We start from the raw sequence: 18,310 nt of genomic DNA, 5'->3' as shown, positions 1-18,310 counted from the left end.
TTTGACCGATCAAATCAGCAGAGATCACTTTCCGAATATTTCTTTGATACTTCCAATCGTATCATTATTGACCAGCGGCTTGGCCCAGATACCAATACTTAGAATGTAACCCAGCGTAATCAGCAAAAACAGCATAGCCGTCTGCAGGCCCACCAGTTCAGCCAGCCCTCCGATGATTAACGGCACCACAGCCCCTCCCGCTATACCAGCACACAAAATTCCTGAAAAGGTACCATGATGGCTTGGAACGGAATTAAGCGCCAGTGAGAAAATGACAGAATACATTACGGAGGCAAAAAAACCGGTAACAGGAAAAGCAAACAAAGCTAGTTCTTTCGTCCCATACAGGGCCGCCAGTAATGCTATGACCGCTCCGGAAGTAAAAAGCATCAGCACTTTACGGCTGTCAAATAACTTAAGCAGTATCAGCCCTAAAAAACAACCAATGGTGAGCAATCCCCAGAAATAGGAAATGATGGTAGCTCCTTCCGTGGCAGGGTCCACGCCATGATAACTCTGCAGAAACTGGGAAATCCAGTTGGCAATTCCCTGCTCGGTACCCACATAGGCAAATATTCCCATAAAAAACAGCCATACATATTTGTTGCGCAGGAGCTCCCCGAACGACTTGCCCACATCCATCCGCTCTTCGTCCCTGAGTTCTACCTTCGGAAATTTTACAACAGAAATAATGATCACCATTACCAGGGCAACTACGGCAAAAACCCAATATAGTGAAACCCATTTCAGATGCTCCGGAACCAGGCCATCCAGGATATTGATCAGAAAGCTGTTACTTCCTGAGTGCACATTCAGTACCAGAAAGCTGTAAAGCAACGGGCTCAGAAATGATGCTGCACCAAAAAACAGCTGCGCCAGTACCGAATTAAAGGCAAATTTTTCCTCTCCTCCGGCCACTCTGAGTAACGGGTTGATCACCACCTGAAGCATTGCCATTCCTACTCCGATCACAAAAAGCGAAAACAATGCGATCGAAAACCCTGGAATTAATGCAAAAAGCAAAGCACCCGCAAATGCAAGAGAAAATGCCCAGAGAAGTACTCGTTTCTCTCCGTACTTTTCCACCAGCAAACCGGAGGGAATTGACATGATCCCATAAGCAACAAAAAATGAAAATGGCAGGAAGCCCGCCAGACCAATACTCAGGTCAAAACTTTTGACGATATCAGGTATGATAGGGCCAAGAATATTGGTAAGAAATGATATTACAAAAAAGATAAGGAGTATCAGTACTACAATAAAAGTATTACGCTGCATGGATTAGTAGGGTTTTTAAAGAAACAGTATTTCAGTTATTTGATTTACTGTTCCGGTTCCGAAATGATATACCAAAAGTTAGGCAGCTTATTCCTTACAATCAACTTTTTTACTGAATATCATGCATAAGTGCCGCCGCTCCCAGAAGGGCTATGTTGTCATCTTCGGAAAGCAATAAGGTAAGTCTCTTTACCGATTCGGGATAAGCAAAATCTTTCAGGTTCTCAAGCATGCCTTTCTTGAAAAGCTGATGGGCCTTGGCAATGGAGCCACCCAGGACGATGGCTTCCGGATCATAGGTATACATTACCGTTTTGATTACTGCCGCCAGATGTTTCCCAAACTCTTCCCAAACGGCCAGCATACGTGAGTCTCCGGCATTGGCAAGCTGATGAGCCGCATTTGCATCCATACCGAGGGTATCTTCAAAAAACCGGTTACAGACATAGTTTTCCAGTACGGAATCCCTATAAGGCAGCATACCAATTTCTCCCGCACCACAGTTGTTCCCTGCATACAGCTGGTCGTTAATGATTATCCCCGACCCCAGCCCTGTTCCGATTGCCATTCCGACGACAGACTTATACTTTTTTGCCAGTCCGAAACGATGCTCTCCCAAGATAAAACAATTTACATCATTGTTGATCGAAACGGGGATGTTAAATTCATTTTCGATAATATCACGGAGTGCCACCTCCTCCCAGGAGGGTATGTTCATCACGTTGTAAACAATTCCTTTGCTCACGTCCACCACGGAAGGCACGCCAATGCCTATCCCTTTTATCGGATACTGCGTGAGGGGTCTGATCAGGTCCTTTAATTGTGATAAAGTTGCAGCAAGTGAATCCTTATTCTCCAGCAACATTTTGTGTTGTTTCGTAATCGTTCCTCCCAGCTCGATCCCGGCACGGATATTTGTACCGCCGATGTCTACTCCGATATTCATTAAATTAGGTATGTTGAGTTTGTTTAGACAATAGTTAGTAACCCGGCTCTTTTGAAGAGCCGGTGTAATTTGATTAAATCTGATTCCTTTCAGATCATTGGGCAGCTACTTCACAGGTCCTGCTTGACCTACCCGCGCTGTCGAAGCTTTTAAGTTTAATTTTACCTGAAACCTTCACTGGAACCTCATACAAGGCCGATTTTTCAGTCGGCTCCGACCCATCCGTTGTATACCGTATAGCCAGGCCGGGCAGTTCTACATTCGCTTTCAGCATGCCACTCTCCACCACCGCACCCGGTAACGGTAAACGATAGTTATAACCTCCGTTCAGATAGCTGAGCTTTGGAATGTTTTTCTGCGCAATGGTATTAGCGAATAAGTTCCAGCCTTGCTGGATGGCACGATTCCGCTGCACCGCATCAGCAACATTTTCCCAGGCGCGTTCTGGTGCCCAGGCGCTTTCTGAAAAACCGAGCAGCTTTGGTAAAATGGAATATTCCATCATTCCCCGCCCTTTGATAGTCTCACTCCACAACTGTGCTTCAATACCCAGAACATTTTTACGTGCCTCCGGCTTCATGGGCTGTTTTCCTACAAACTCCTCTTTCATTGGCTTGCCCATACCTGTTTCTTCAGTGGTCCTGAACATATTAAAGGGTGCGAAAGCCCAGTTGTCACGCGTGTCTACAAACCCTGCCCAGTACAACCCCGGCTCCTTGGGATCGTTGTTATAGGACATGTCAAAATAGAAATTGGTAACATTACACAGTACCACCTGGTATCCTGCATTTGCCAGACGGTTTCCCAGATCCACATCAAAGACGTTATTCCAGATGTAAGGTACCACCGGGTGTCCGATGAACTCCGGATTAACCAGATAACTCCCGTCCGCACCCTTGGTAAGTGCCACTTCCTCCCAGCCATGCACTTTAATGTTCCGTTTTTCCAACCTTGGCAAAAGCCGTCTGAAGAAATATGCCTGCAGGTTTTTAGCACTTTTGATCTCCGGATTATCTTTGATCAGCTTAGCAGCCATGGGTGACTTTTCCCACGCACCCGCAGCCACCTCATCTCCTCCGGTGTGAAAGGTATCCATCGTTAAGCCAGCCTCTTTATACATTTTGGCCATTTCGTCTACCACTTTCTCGAAAAAACGATAAGTAGATTCACTCGCCACGTTCACCACATTATTTTTATAAGCCTGTGCAGAAAGGTATACCGACTTATCGTCAGGGTCAATCAGGCGGTACTCGTTGGCTTCTTTTTCCTTACCTTCTTTCATGAGCCTGTTGTACCTGGCTTCCATTGATTTAATTGCCGCTAAGGCGTGACCAGGGAAATTCAGTTCCGGTATTACTTTGATGTGCCGGTCATTGGCATATTTCAGTATTTCAATAAAATCGGCTTTGGTATAATATCCACTTCCATACTTGTCTTTATCGTAAGCTACCGGGCCCGAACCATAGCCGGGATGCAGCGCAGGAGCGTTCATTCCTGAGGTATGCTGGCGCTGTGCCCCTACGGAAGTCAGTTCAGGAAGGCCTTCAATCTCAACCCGCCATCCTTCATCCTCCGTGGTGTAAAGCAGCAGATGGTTTACCTTGTAGGTAGACAAAAGGTCGAGAATCCGTTTCACAGATTCCTTCGTCTGGAAATTTCTGGCAACATCGAGATGCAGACTTCTGAAATGAAAACGCGGCGCATCTTCCACCTGTGTAACAGGCAAAACAACGGATGCAGCCTTTTTCTGATATGACTCCAACGGTACCAGCTGGAGCAAGCTCTGGATTCCGTAAAAAACACCTGCGGCGTCGCTTCCGGTAATGCTAATTCCGGTTGCAGATATACCCAGTTTATACGCTTCCTTTGCGATACCGCTTATCTGGATCTTATCGTTTTTCAAAATCACTGAAGCACCTGAAGGATTAACAGGAAGTCCTTTTTCTGTTCTGAATGCTGTTCCGGTCAGCTCTTTCAGTTTGTCTGCAAGGTATTGCGCCTCCTTCTCCAGTCCTTCTCCAAAATATATTCCGGCCTTGTCTGTCAGTGTAAATGTTCCTGCACCTCCACTGATTTTCACAGGAGTAGGTATTATTTTCAGTAACTGATCTGCTGCCAATTTTGAAAAGACCAGGTTATCCTTATAACGGTTTTCAGCAGTTGGCAACGCCTTCAGGTCCATCGTACCCCTCAATATCTGTTCTTTGGTAGTAAACGGTTCTATGGTATAATCCGCAACCTGAACAATGTCCTGCTCGTTTCCCTCTTTGTCGTAAAACACAAAATAAAGGCCTAGCGGGGCGTCCGTTTCCTTAATAATTCCTTCTGATCCTGTATATTGAACGGTGATAGAATCGCCCGGGCTCAGCTTAAAATCCTTACCCGCCACCATTTTGTACCAGTCGCCATTGATATGTTCGATGATAGCAGGCTGAGGTGTTTTATTGGACTGAATCGGCCTGGGCGACATGTTGAAGAACAATGCCCAATTTTGGCCGTCAAGGGTAATATTACTGCCGTTCCTGATCGTAAATTTAGCTTCAAAGTGCCCCGCAGGTTCAATAAAATTACTGACAAGCTTCCAGGATATGCCGATCTTCCCGGCTTCATCGCTGGAAATCTTTCCCGATTTGCCACATCCTGTCAGAACCAACAGTGCGAAAATAAATAGGTAAATGGTATTCTTCATAGAGTGATTAAGATGCATGTTAATGGTCTTTGTTTATTTCATCCTGCCCGAAAAACAGGAAACGTTAATAATACTCTGAATATACAAAAACATACTATCGATTTAACAAATACTGCCTGAGCAAAACCGGATGTTATGATCCTCCCACAACCCCGCTACGCTAATCATCAGAGCATTAATAAAATAAGAGCATTCCTCTCTCCCATACATACCTAATAAAATTGCTGGTTTAATCCATTTCCCAGCGGAATAGCCCATAGTTTCTTCACTATAGTATTAAAAGGAAACGCAAATCATGGAAAGCAGTACTCAAATTACTAGACTCATTTCGCTGGATGCCATGCGTGGATTTACAATCGCCGCGATGATCGTGGTGAATTTCCCGGGTAACGAGGAATTTGTATATGCCACACTCCGACACACCAAATGGAACGGGCTGACCTTTACCGACCTCGTTGCTCCGTTCTTCCTGTATATTGTGGGTGTTTCCATTGTACTTGCCTATTCAAAAAAACTGGGCATGGCAGGCATCAAACCGGGATTATACCAAAAGATCGTCGTCAGATCTGTTAAGATATTTGCCGTCGGTATGTTTCTTAATATGCTTCCCAGTTTTGATTTTACCGACCTTCGTTACACAGGAACGTTACACCGGATTGCCATTGTGTTTCTGGTCTGCGCCATTCTTTTCCTGAATACCAATTGGAAACAGCAGGCCATTATCGGAATTACCATCCTGGTTTTGTACAGCCTCGCCCTGAATTATATCCCAACGCCGGGTATCGGAGAGGTAGTCATTGAGCCCGGAAAAAATCTGGCAGCCTGGGTGGATCAGCAATATCTGCCGGGAAAAATGTGGCAAGGAAACTGGGACCCGGAAGGAATTCTCAGCACATTCCCTTCTTTCGTTACCTGCATTACCGGGATGCTGGCTGGCCGCCTTATTCTGGGGAATTTCACTCCAAATGAAAAAGTTAACTATCTCATGACAGCCGGGCTATTTTCTTCTGCGGCCGGCTATTTCTGGGGACTTGGCTTTCCAGTTAACGAAAACCTCTGGACAAGTTCGTTTGTATTGGTGACTTCCGGTTTTGCATCTCTGCTTCTTGGCGCACTTTATTTTGTGGTCGATATTCTCAAGAGACAAAAAGGTACTGAACCTGGGGTTATTTTCGGCGCCAACGCCATTACGGTGTATGTGCTGGCAGACATCCTTGCACTTATTTTTTACATATCCGACTTTGGCGGAAAAACACTTAACCATCATTTTACCGACAGCCTGAGCCAGGCCGGGCTGGAACCTAAGCTTGCCAGCCTGCTGTACGCACTGATTTTTGTCTGCATCAATTTTATCCCTGCTTACCTGCTTTATCGCAGGAAAATTTTCATCAAATTATAAACCCTGTAAAATCCTTTATCTGGCATTTAAATTATTTTTTTAATGAAATATATCCATTCTATATTAGTACTGCTGTCGTTTTCATTGCTTTCCGGAACGGCGTTTTCCCAACAGACAGATTTTTCCAAAGCTCAGATATTCTGCCCTGTTTCCGATAAATCCGTCTTGTTACGGAGTGTCGAAGTTTTACAAACTGAGGTTCAAAAAAGAACCGGCATTAAAATTCCGGTCGTCAAAAAGCGACCCAAATCGGCCCAGAACCTGATCATCATTGGTCTGGAAAGCGATCTGGCAAAAATTTCGCCCGAAATCAACAGTAGCCTGAACGCCCTTTCGGAAATAAAAAAAGAGGGTTTCAAACTGCTGGTAAATGATGCCACCAAAACGATACTAATAGCCGGAAAAGATGCAAGGGGAATCTTATATGGTGTGGGGAGGTTGCTCCGAAAAGCGGAAATGGGTCCAAATCAGTTTCTTATGGATAGCAAGTTCACTTTTTCCACCAGCCCCCGCTACCCTGTCAGGGGGCACCAGCTTGGGTATAGGCCAAAAACCAACGCATACGATGCATTTACGGTAGCGGGATTTGATCAGTATATCAGAGATCTGGCTCTGTTTGGAGCTAATACCATTGAGATACTTCCCCCGAGAACAGATGACGACGCCACCAGTCCCCACATGAAAGTACCACCCATTCAGATGGTGGTGGAGCAGTCACGGATATGTAAGGAGTACGGACTTGATGTGTCTGTCTGGTACCCCAATATGGGAAAAGACTATGTTCATCCTGATTCTATAGCCAGGGAAATCAAAGAGCGGGAAGAGATTTTCAGGCTTCTTCCCAAATTAAATGCAGTATTTGTTCCCGCAGGAGATCCGGGCGAGCTGGAACCTGATGTACTTTTTAACTGGCTTGCCAAAGAAGCCGCAGTTCTGCAGAAGTACCATCCCGAAGCCAAGATCTGGGTATCACCACAGGTTTTCAGACCAACGCAAAAATGGTTCGATACTTTCTTTGAACATGTGAACAAAGGGTATCCCTGGTTTGGCGGAGTAGTTTTCGGGCCGTGGATCAAGATTCCGGTACAGAAAATCAGGGCACTGGTAAAACCATCCATTCCGATCAGGCACTATCCGGATATCACTCATAACTATAGCTCTCAGTATCCTGTTCCGCATTGGGATCTGGCATGGGCTATGACACTAGGCCGGGAAAGTATCAACCCGCGCCCGCACGACGAAAAAGCTATCCACAATGCCTTCGACGAGTATGGAGTAGGCAGTGTTAGTTATTCCGAGGGTACCAATGATGACGTCAATAAATTCGTATGGAGTGATCAGGACTGGGACCCTGAAACGCCGGTGGTGGAAACCTTGCGTGATTATGCCCGGTTATTTATTGGCAAAGACTATACCGAATCCGTTACACAGGGCCTGATTTCGCTTGAAAAAAACTGGACAGGCGAACTGGTTTCCAATGATGGTGTGAACCGGACTTTGCAGCAATGGCAGGAAATAGAACAAATGGCTCCGCTCAAAGTGCAGCAGAACCCGCGCTTCCAAATGGGCCTGATCCGCGCTTATTTTGATGCCTATACCCGCCAGCGGCTGATCCGTGAAATGGAACTTGAGCGGGCAGCGAGAGAGACTCTGGCGTCGGCAAAGGCAACAGGTTCAGGAGAGGCTATCAGACAGGCCCGGCTCACCCTGGAAAAAGCCTGGAAAGAACCCATACTTCAGGAATTTCAAACAAAATGCAGCCAGTTGGCCGACTCACTCTATAAAAGCATTGGAGCACAGCTCACGATGAAGAAACACGGGGCAATGTCGGGGAGAGGTAACTTTATTGACCTGATCAACATGCCTTTGAATGATGCTCCCTGGCTGCTGGATCAGATGGAGAAAATAGAAAAACTTACGGAAGAAAGCGACAGGATGAAGGGTATCCATGAAATGCTCCATAGAACAGATGCCGGACCAGGTGGGTTTTATGACCATTTCGGAGACCCGGAAAGCTGGTACCGCGTGGTGCCAGGGTTAAGCTGGGAAGAGGATCCGGGAAGTTTACAATCGCCCAGGATAGGATTCGGGGTTGGCCTGGTGGGCGAAGAGTGGGTTGACGAAATAAAAGCAACGGGCTTCAAAGGGCAGGTAACGCCGAGGGTATGGATGAAACAAGCCAAAACACTATACAACCAACCTCTGAAAATTCACTACGACCAGCTTGACCCCAAAGCCGAGTACCGCATCAGAATTTCTTACACAGGCCGGTTCCGGTCCAGAATGAAAATGACTACAGACGACGGGCAGGTCGTTCACGAACTGATACAAACCGGAGAGCAGCCTACCTTTGAATTTAATGTACCGCAACAAGCCACCCAGGATGGTGAGGTGACGTTTATCTGGAACTGCGGGGAAGGCGAAAGAGGCTCACAGGTGACCGAGATATGGCTAATGAAAAAATAGTACTGATTACAAATAACAAGAATTTCGTCAGATAAAAATGGGACTTTTAGACAAATTAAATACCGGTGAAAATGTTTACGGTACCTGCATTACTTCAACAGGGCCTATGTGGCCGGCTGCTGTAAAACGCGCCGGACTTGATTTTGTATTTCTGGACACGGAACATGTACCACTCGGCAGAAATGAACTTGCCGCCTTATGCCAGCATTTCAAAGCCTTGGAGGTTACGCCCATCGTTCGTATCCCCAGCCCCGACCCTTACCTGGCATGCCAGGCAATAGATGCCGGTGCTCTGGGTATTGTAGCGCCGTACCTTGAGGCAAGGACGCAAATACTGGATCTGGTGGGTGCTACAAAATACCGGCCGTTAAAAGGGGAAGTATTGTATAAATACCTGAACGGAGAAGAGGCCATGCCCGAAGATCTTTGGCAGTATGTTCAGAAGTACAATACCAACCATATCTGTATAGCCAATATCGAAAGTGTGCCAGCTATGCAAAAACTGGATGAATTACTTTCGATTCCTGGTCTTGATGCTGTATTCATTGGCCCTCACGACCTCTCAGTAAGCATGGGATTACCCGAACAATATGACCACCCTGAATTTGAAGCGGCAGTAACACAAATTATTAAAACTACCCGCAGCAAGGGTCTATCCATCGGAATCCATTTTTCCCTTGAACCTGAACGCCAGATTCGCTGGATCAAAGAAGGTGCCAATATCATCGTCCACAGTTTTGACGTAGCCTTATTCAGCCAGAAATTACAGAAAGACCTTGCCATTATCAGGGAGGCAACCGGCGATTTCTCTTACACCGACAATAGCGCCATTGTTATCTAACCGCTGCCAGAAGGGCCGGAGCTTTTATTTCCGGCCTTCCCACATCATAAGCGACTCGATGATCATCGTTATCTGCTCTGCCGACATGTCGGAGAGGAGGTATGCATGAGGGCCCATAGGATCTTCCTGCCACTTATTATTGCCTCCTTCTACGATCATTTTCCCACGCCGGAGGCCAAAATACGGGCGTGTTCCTCGGGCTGCCACCAGCACGGCCGTCTGATCCCAGCTCATGCGTCCGTTTTCATCATTCTTACTGAATGGCATTGCCTTGGCATATATGTCTTTTACCGGGCTGTTAAGGGATTCATTCGCAAGTAACCTTTTGCCTGTTTTAATTTTTTCTCCAATCTCAAAACCACTGAAAAGTACAGGCGTAGGCCAGGAAGAGAATACCTTCTCAGAAGCCACTGAGTCCGCATATACGTTATACTCCCTGCCTTCGGGAAATTTCCCCGCCATGGAAACCAGTTGGGTTACCTTTTTCCGGATCAGATCCATTCCTGAAAGGCCCGAGATCTGGTCGGGGCCCGACTCCATTAATTTTGCAAGGTTGGTCAGAAAGCCTATGGTTACAATGGTCACTGTATGATCCGGCTGTTTTGACAAAATTTTACGATAAGTTTCGACGGCATCGGGTACATCAGAGGTTCGTGCGATTTTATGCGGATACTTTTCCAAAAGCATTTCGGGCCACTTTTGTGTTGCACCATAACTGGGAGCCTGTCCTTTGGGAGCGCCGATAGGAAGTTCAGGACGTCCGAAATAAGTATTCAGAATTTCTATAGTAGGTGCAACCAATTCATTTTTGTTGCTTGCAATCACGGCAAGCGGGTTCACCTCTCCCTTATCCGCCAAAGCATGCATGATAGCCATGGCACCTGCATCATCATAATCCGGACCGATATCTGTATCCAGTATCATGGAAATTCCCTGGGCTGCGCGATTCTGAGCAACAACCGCGGCAAAACTAAAGGTAAAAAAGGCAGCTAAAAAAATTTTCATATTGATTCACACGCTAAGGAAAGTTACTACTAAGTATTACGCCAGATGTAATAAAATTATTATCATGTTCCCTTCCCATGCAAATTACTTCCAATCTCTATACTTTAACCCTGCTCATTAAAATTCTAATCCGATTCTAAAATGTATTCTCATTCCTTCACCACTTTAAACACCTGCTTGTCCTTCTCAGATGACACCTCGAAAAGATAGAGTCCCGAAGAAAAAGCACTTCCCGAAAGATCAATTTTATGTTTCTGAAGGAACCCATTTCCCCTTGCCGATGTGGTAAGCAACGTTCGCCCCGATTCATCCAAAACCTTCACCTTTATCAGCTCACCGTCATTTGCCTGCGCAACAACATTGAATATTTCCTTGGAAGGATTAGGATAAATGTGCCAGTTTGGCTGCTCATTAAACAATACAGGACGTATGACCGAATAAGCAAAAGAACCATCCATATCGACCATTTTTAAACGGTAATATCTGGTATCGCTTTTTCCCATTTCGTTATCGGTCAACGAGTAACTTTGCTCACCTTCCCAGTTTCCCTTGGCCTTTATTTCACCAATTTTTGAGAAATCACCCTTTTTTAAGCGATCATCCCCCACTGCAACTTCAATGTCAAAATGATCCGCATTTTCCTCCATTGCCGTTTTCCATACCAGCAGCACATCTTCGGAGGCCTCAGAGTCCGTCAACCTTTTAGCACTAAAACTAATAAGCCTGACCGGCAATGCGGCAGAGTTTCCGATTAGCGCTTTGCTCAGCCAGAATTCCGAAAACCCCTTGACCTTGAACTCAGCAAAATATCCTTTATCAAACGGCACCTTGCGAACACCGGAATGAAACAACCAGGAGCCTCCGTTATTATTACTTATGTCGCCATCTTCCAGGTTTTTATTTGAACTTGTATATTCCGAGACGCCCAATTCATACGCTGACACCGGTTTCCCGCAACCGGAGCAACTGGTGGCACTCAGCAGATTTTCGGTTTCAGTATCCAAGAAATAGAGTCTTAAAGTGACCGAGTCAGTGAGGCTGGTAGTTTGCGGCTTAATGGTAATACTCCGGTCATGGTAATACTGTCCGATCGTGTTACGCACCCCGCTGGTATTGATATTGGCCTGCACATTGGTTGTTCCCAAATTTTGTGATCCTGGTTTTATCGAGGCAACCAGCTTGTTATTTTTAAGGAAGTGCGACCAATTTTCACTGGCAGAGACGGTTTGGCTGATGGCAGTAGTGATGGAAGTCTCATCATAAATTCCATTGGGTTTGTCATAGACATGGATGTCGTCAATCGCTATTCCTTCTCTGCTCACGAAGGCATCCGAACTCATAACGAACCGTAGCCTGATGGTCGAAAATCCGGTGGGCAGAGCGATGGTAGCGACATGCCAGTTAATGTAGTCTTTGACACACCAGCTCCCCGCATCCGAAAAGGTTTTGTTGTACCAGTTCGTGCCTTGCCCCACTGCTCCGAGACGCGTCCAGCTGCCACCGTCTCCGGAATATTCCACATAGGCTATGTCACAGGGATTAGGGTCGCAGACTTCAATATCCAGCGCCATACTAAAGCTCAGGGTAGGCGCAGCCACGCCACTCATCGAAAAGCAGGGAGAGTACAGGTAGGACAATTCATAGTCGTTGTGATTCCCTGTAAGGCCCGTTTTCCAGGCTTTTCTTCCGCTGGCAGCCCTACTGATTTTCGGTGCGGAAGGAATCCCGTACTGCCATGAACTAAACGCCCCTTCCGCATGCCAGTAACCATCATTGGTTTCAAAATCCTGAAGATAGGGCAGAGTGGTCACAGCGGGTGAATGATAATACTCCTTGGTGAGTTCGTTGTTATATGCATAATTATCCGTTGGATAAGCCACAGAAACTTTTAAGGTATGCCTGCCTGGCGCAGAAAAATCTGCCTTTGCAGTAAAGGTATAATCCATGTTGCTCCGGGCCGGAATATTATAAATGTGCTCCGTAATTTCTGATCCGTTGTCTACAACCAGTTTCACAGGGAGATCCGCAATTACGCCGGACGAACTGTTCCTGACTGTAACGGTAACCCCCTCTGTACTTTCAAAGGTACATTTCTCTGCCACGGGGCTCGAAATGGATAACATTTGCATATCATCTATGATGGTGTAAACGTGAATATCATCAATAGTATAACCATCTGCCCGGGTTTTATCTGCCGCTACGTTTTCGCCCCACTGGCCCCACCTGATCTGAAAACTGGATGTAAACAATTTGCTCTGTTCCTGTAACAAACGGCTTAACTCGAGACCGTAAACTGCCTTGTACCCCTCATCATTCCCTTTTTGATTGGCATATAGATCGTAGGCCTGAATCCAGCTGTCCGTATCCTTCCCACGGATCCAAACCTTATTAGCTCCATCGCTGGACTGACCGTGATTTTTATATACAAAGTCCAGACGAACATCGTTGGTACCCGGGGTATAGGCCGATAGGTCCAGTGTTGCCATCAGGTAGTTGGTTACGCCCCCCGAACTATATTTATAACTATCCAGCGTAAGCGCCTTCGTTCCGGAATAGGAAATTCCGGAACTGACAAAAGATCTTATCCGGCCGGTGGCTACATTGGTTGTGAAATCATACCGGTCACCACCATCAAGTCCCACCTGTGTTCCGATGATACTTTGTTTGGACAGAGATTCCAGGTCATCCGTAAAAGGCAAAGTCACCGAAGGGTTCGCTAATTGTTTGAAAGTCTTTGTAATGACATTATTGCTGGTCACGGGATCGTTTCCCCGGCTGAGTATCACCTTTATCTGGTAAGTACCTATGGCAGAAAGATCTGCAGTCACGGGAAAAGTATGGTCATATGTTCCTCCGGCGGCAATGAGCGGATTAATGGTTTGAGAATATATTACCGTTTCATTTACCGCATAATTGATCGTGAAAGCATCAGTCGAGCCGGCGTCATCCAGGTTTTTAATTCTTACGGTTACTGACTGACTGGCGCTGAGTTCGGTTGAAGTAAATTTTCTGCCCGAAGTGGCCGGTGTAACAATGGCATCAAGCTTTAAATCGTTGTCTGAAATTGTTCCGGTACAGTTTCCGTTATCCGGTTTTCGTTTAATGGCTAATGCCCGTCTCCCGGGATTTTCGTTGAGGCGGGCTCGCACGGATACATAGTAGGTAGAATCCTTGGAAAGGCCGTTGATCGTGAAACGTGTGGAAGTAGTAATGCCATTGACCACCCTGACCATTTCGTCACCACTGAGTATCATCACTTCATAATCCGTTGCACCGGATACAGCCCCCCACTCAACGGCAAAATATCCTTCGCACTGCACATCCGAGGCATTAATTTCCGGAATACCGAGTATGGTGAAAGGTTCACTTACACTTTGTGTCCCGGAGCCACTCTGTGTAACCCTCACCCGCGCTTTGTCAGTTATGACGTCCGGGACCGTCCAGCTTAACTGACGGGTCGCCGCGACAAGGTTACTTCCAATCGGTAGCCAGTTTGCACCGTTGTCGACAGAATATTCTACGGTATACGTGCTGCTTGTATTCCCGTATGAGTCCCAGCTAATCGTAATGACGTCATTTTTAACCAAACTTTCCTTGCCAATAGGGTAAGTCAGCGTAGTTGACACAGGGATGATGTCGTATACCACAAAGTATTCTTGCCGAGGGTTCTGAACAATGGAAGACCCTTTCACGGATATAGTGTAGGTTCCCTCAACCGGGTTATTAATGACCACCTGTTCAATATTGTTGACGTTATCCACTCCCGGGGCTGCTAAAAGTGCAAGCTTTGTAGGATCTGTTGAAAGAACCAATGGCAATACCGTGTTGCCGGATGGATTCCTAACTTTAAGATCAAGATTATTCACCAGATTCTGTGATGAAAAGACCGCGGCCGCCGGATCATTCCAGTATAACATAACCTTTACCTGTGCCGAATTAGCAGGAATAGTGATGGTAAATTCCTTTGTATCTCCGTGATAAACAGAATCATTCTTATATGCCTCTGCTTCTAACATTTTCAAAGACCTCAGCAGATTCATCCAGCCAAAACCATACTTATGATCAGGGCCTTCATTTCCTCTATCTGTTGCTCCATTACAGATCAGTGCTTTCAGAAGACCGTTCTTAGGGTTACTCGAATTTTTTTTTCTATAACTTTCATTCAACAAAGCCAACCCGCCTGAAACTGCCGGAGCAGCCATGCTGGTACCAGATTTCGTCGCATAATCATCCGTTGGAGAGGTCGATACCACAAGCGTCCCCTGAGCCATGATCTCCGGCTTTATTCTGCCATCCTTGACAGGTCCGCGGCTTGAAGTTGAAATCGAAAACCCCTCGTCGTTGGTATTACCCACGGTTATTACATTTTTTGCAGTCTGATACCCTCCCAGAATATTTCCAAAACCAGAAGGATTGGGGCTACACACCATTGAACCGCTGTTTCCAGACGCAAATACATGCTGAAGATAGGGAAACTGAAAGGACTGCTGATCCAGCACGTAGGAATACAAATCATAGGTTCCCAGGGTTAAACAGGTATTCACATCCGCTCCGTAAGAATTATTAGTAATCACCATCCCATAATCCTTGACATAGGTACCTGCCAGCGCGAAAATGTTGGAAAAATATTGGCTCAACATTGTTACCAGAGGCGCAAACCCTTTGTATTTTTCATCCATAATACCGGCCCCTCCCAATGTACCCATGACATGTACACCATGAGTGCCTCCCGCAATACCCATATGATTAATAATTCTGTTGTTAAAATCAATATGCTGATACGGGTTCGAATCGTCTCCCACTCCAACTACCACACCTGCTCCTTTCAAGTTACGCCCAATACTTAATGAAGAACCCAGTACATTGGCCCTTCCATTGACTGTACTCTTATTATTAATAGGTTTGTCAGCGCCAGGAATAGGCTGCAGATACTGCACAAAAGGTGAAGATGCCAGCGCAACGATTTCACTTTCCGGTACCCGCACTGTGATGATTTGCGCCGTTTTATATAAATCCGAAACTATGACGTAGCCCCTGTCCTTGACCAACTCTGTTATTTCGTCGAAAGAAAATGTTTTAGGATAATTGAGCCAGATATCCACTGTTCCTGGAGATTTGATTGCATGCGCGGGTATCTTTCCTGATGCCAGCCCAGGTTCCATTTTCTGTGACGCGGAGAGCTCTACTACCGACGTAACACCTGACCTGAGCAGTGATGCCGGGGCAAGCTGATTTTTGACCACTGCAGTATACGCATTGTTGGGAATGTAATCCAGGAGATGAACACCCTCTTTTTCAAGCGCTGTCCTTTCCTCACTATCCGGAATATGAGCAAACTGAAGGATGACGAACATTTTTGACCCTGCCCGCTTAAATCTGGTATTTATTGAGTTCAGACCACTTCTTGAGATATTTTTTTCAGGGAAAAAAGACCCAGAACGTAGCTGGATCATACGATCAGGCCGGTTTTGCGCATAGGAAGGCCAGTACACCAGAAAAAATAAAATAATAAATAGGTAGCGCTTGCAGCATTTCATATTAGTGGGAAAGAGGAAAGTTTAAAGGCACCGCCTTTTGAACGAATTTCAATAAAATTTTTCATATTCTATATCATGAGCCCCGAAATGAAATAAGCGCCCATCAGGTACTACCAGCCATAAATTTGTAAATCAGCCGCATGAAAAGAGCGGACACCATGACAATATCCCGGTAAGAAATGAAATTTGATACAAACCTGCCTTGTAATTCGATTACAGCCGGAGTAACTTAGCCGCGCTTCCTGGACTGGAAGCCGCCTAACATTTAATTATGTCACCTGAATTATGGATTTATACGGTTTAATAGGATTTCCGCTTTCGCATTCCTTTTCAAAAAAATACTTTACTGAAAAATTTGAACGTGAAGGTATAAAGGAAAGCAGCTATGATCTTTACGAGATGCCAACCCTGGATTCCTTGCCTTCACTACTCAAAAGCAAAGCTGATTTAAAAGGCCTTAACGTTACGATCCCCCATAAAAAAGAAGTGATTACTTATCTGGATGATTTGGATGAGGCTTCTGCCGAACGCATTGGCGCAGTGAATACCATAAAGGTCTATGCAGACGGTTCCACCAAAGGTTTTAATACCGATTACTACGGGTTTCGCCAGTCGCTGGTAGAATGGCTGGACAAAAGAGGAGAAACCTGTTCCAATTTCAAGGCACTGGTACTCGGCAACGGTGGTGCTGCTAAAGCCGTTCAGGTAGCTTTACAGGACTTGCACGTTGAATTCAGGCTTGTTTCCCGTCAAAAGTCAGAAGATTCGCTCCTTTACGAAGAAATTACAGAAGATGTGTTGAATGAATACCTGCTGATCATCAACACCACACCATTGGGTACCTATCCCAAAATAGAAGGCTGCCCTTCGATACCTTTTCAGTGGATCGGTTCCAAACATTTCCTTTATGACCTGGTATATAATCCCGCCGAAACTTCTTTCCTCAAAAATGGTGCAGAAAAAGGAGCCGCCACTTTAAATGGCCTCAAAATGCTTGAACTACAGGCCGAAAAAGCATGGGATATCTGGACAACCGAAGAAGGTATGTGGAGTGTTTAGTATCTTGAATAATAGGTCCACAGATCGCCTTCAACCATTTCCGATTTCCGAAGAATCCCCTGCGGGGCGGGCGCTTTAACGCCCGTTCCTAATTGAATCGTTCCCTGGCACCGCCTGATTTCATCCCACAAACCTGCCTGCAGAAAAGAATTTATAACTGCTACTCCTCCTTCCACAAAAACGGAGTGTATTTTACGTTCAAAAAGTCTGTGTAGGATCTGTCCTGTCTCCTCATTTTCAGGATTGATCCTGGCGTAAGAAACTTCTCGGGCCTCACCATATCTTTCAGGCCAGTTTTTCAATTCTGTCTGCTGTAAGTAGTTGATGATCAAAGTAGGCTGAGACTGATCCATTAAATTTAGTGATGCCGGCAACTGCAGATTCCTGTCCAAAACTACCCTGACCGGATTTATCCCCTTCCAGTGACGCACGTTAAGTTTGGGGTTATCCATAAGTGCAGTTTTAAATCCTACCAAAATGGAATCTTCCTCTGCCCGCCATTGATGGACAAGCAAGCCCGAAAGCGCACTGCTGATCCTGACCTGGCCACCATCGGCCCTTCCCAAATAACCATCGGCCGTTTCGGCCCATTTAAGAATAACATACGGACGGCCCTCCTGCATCGCCAAAAAAAACCGCTTGTTCAACGCAATGCCTTCCTGCGATAGTACATCCGTTTTCACTTCAATGCCTGCGCTTTTCAGTTTTGCAATCCCTTTTCCTGCTACCAGCGGATTCGGGTCAAGGTTACAAACAACAACCCGTTTCAGTTTTTTGCTTACTAAAAGATCCGCGCAGGGAGGCGTTTTGCCTGTGTGCGCGCAAGGTTCCAGTGTAACATAGGCAGTAGCTTCTGTTAAAAGATTTTCGTTCTTTTTGAAAACAACGTCCTCAATAGCTCTCACTTCCGCGTGCGGTCCGCCATAATTACGATGCCAGCCCTCGCCAATGATTTTATCCTCATGGACTATCACACAACCGACCATCGGGTTGGGGCTAACACTCCCGCGTCCATAGGCAGCAAGCTGTAATGCCCGTTTCATCCATTGCATATCTGTCTCCATACCACAAAAATAAGAACCTCTCTGCA

At 45.9% G+C, this 18,310-nt stretch carries 10 protein-coding genes; 4 read left to right on the top strand and 6 right to left on the bottom strand.

The window, feature by feature from the left end:
- Positions 1–24 precede the first annotated feature (24 nt).
- From KOE27_RS00925 to KOE27_RS00915, 3 genes are all read right to left on the bottom strand, one after another.
- Positions 25–1,278: a sugar MFS transporter gene (locus KOE27_RS00925; RefSeq protein WP_215237002.1), complete on the bottom strand. Its 1,254-nt coding sequence runs from the start codon at positions 1,276–1,278 to the stop codon at positions 25–27.
- Positions 1,279–1,387: 109 nt separating this feature from the next.
- Positions 1,388–2,224 (bottom strand): ROK family protein, encoded by an 837-nt coding sequence (locus tag KOE27_RS00920; RefSeq protein ID WP_215237001.1) that lies wholly within the window; start codon positions 2,222–2,224, stop codon positions 1,388–1,390.
- 94 nt (positions 2,225–2,318) lie between these two features.
- Positions 2,319–4,913: a family 20 glycosylhydrolase gene (locus KOE27_RS00915; RefSeq protein ID WP_215237000.1), complete on the bottom strand. Its 2,595-nt coding sequence runs from the start codon at positions 4,911–4,913 to the stop codon at positions 2,319–2,321.
- Positions 4,914–5,208: 295 nt separating this feature from the next.
- Between KOE27_RS00915 and KOE27_RS00910 the strand changes: the two genes are divergently transcribed.
- The 3 genes from KOE27_RS00910 to KOE27_RS00900 are packed head-to-tail and all read left to right on the top strand — an operon-like array spanning position 5,209 to position 9,619.
- On the top strand, positions 5,209–6,312 hold the full coding sequence (locus tag KOE27_RS00910; RefSeq protein ID WP_215236999.1) for an acyltransferase family protein: 1,104 nt from the start codon (positions 5,209–5,211) through the stop codon (positions 6,310–6,312).
- Between the two features lie 42 nt (positions 6,313–6,354).
- Complete coding sequence (locus tag KOE27_RS00905; RefSeq protein ID WP_215236998.1) at positions 6,355–8,778, top strand: alpha-glucuronidase family glycosyl hydrolase; 2,424 nt, start codon at positions 6,355–6,357, stop codon at positions 8,776–8,778.
- A 37-nt stretch (positions 8,779–8,815) separates the two neighbouring features.
- Positions 8,816–9,619 (top strand): HpcH/HpaI aldolase family protein, encoded by an 804-nt coding sequence (locus KOE27_RS00900; protein ID WP_215236997.1) that lies wholly within the window; start codon positions 8,816–8,818, stop codon positions 9,617–9,619.
- A 24-nt stretch (positions 9,620–9,643) separates the two neighbouring features.
- Here KOE27_RS00900 and KOE27_RS00895 read toward each other — a convergent pair whose 3' ends face one another.
- Positions 9,644–10,624, bottom strand: a complete 981-nt coding sequence (locus KOE27_RS00895; RefSeq protein ID WP_215236996.1) for a nucleoside hydrolase — start codon at positions 10,622–10,624, stop codon at positions 9,644–9,646.
- A gap of 149 nt (positions 10,625–10,773) precedes the next feature.
- A complete protein-coding gene (locus KOE27_RS00890) occupies positions 10,774–15,978 on the bottom strand; it encodes a S8 family serine peptidase (protein ID WP_229252578.1) in 5,205 nt (1,734 codons plus the stop codon).
- 468 nt (positions 15,979–16,446) lie between these two features.
- Between KOE27_RS00890 and KOE27_RS00885 the strand changes: the two genes are divergently transcribed.
- Entirely contained in the window at positions 16,447–17,220 is a 774-nt protein-coding gene (locus KOE27_RS00885; protein WP_215236994.1) for a shikimate dehydrogenase family protein, read from the top strand.
- On the opposite strand, the gene ribD is transcribed toward KOE27_RS00885, so the two are convergent.
- Positions 17,217–18,284, bottom strand: coding sequence for a bifunctional diaminohydroxyphosphoribosylaminopyrimidine deaminase/5-amino-6-(5-phosphoribosylamino)uracil reductase RibD (gene ribD, locus KOE27_RS00880; RefSeq protein ID WP_215236993.1), 1,068 nt, complete (start codon positions 18,282–18,284; stop codon positions 17,217–17,219). The two genes, KOE27_RS00885 and ribD, sit on opposite strands and share 4 nt — an antisense overlap.
- Between the last annotated feature and the right edge of the window lie 26 nt (positions 18,285–18,310).

This window comes from Dyadobacter sp. CECT 9275, assembly GCF_907164905.1.
Taxonomy (GTDB): Bacteria; Bacteroidota; Bacteroidia; order Cytophagales; family Spirosomataceae; genus Dyadobacter; species Dyadobacter helix.
The sequence above is the reverse complement of the archived record's forward strand: the minus strand, read 5'-3'. Positions and strand labels throughout refer to the sequence as shown.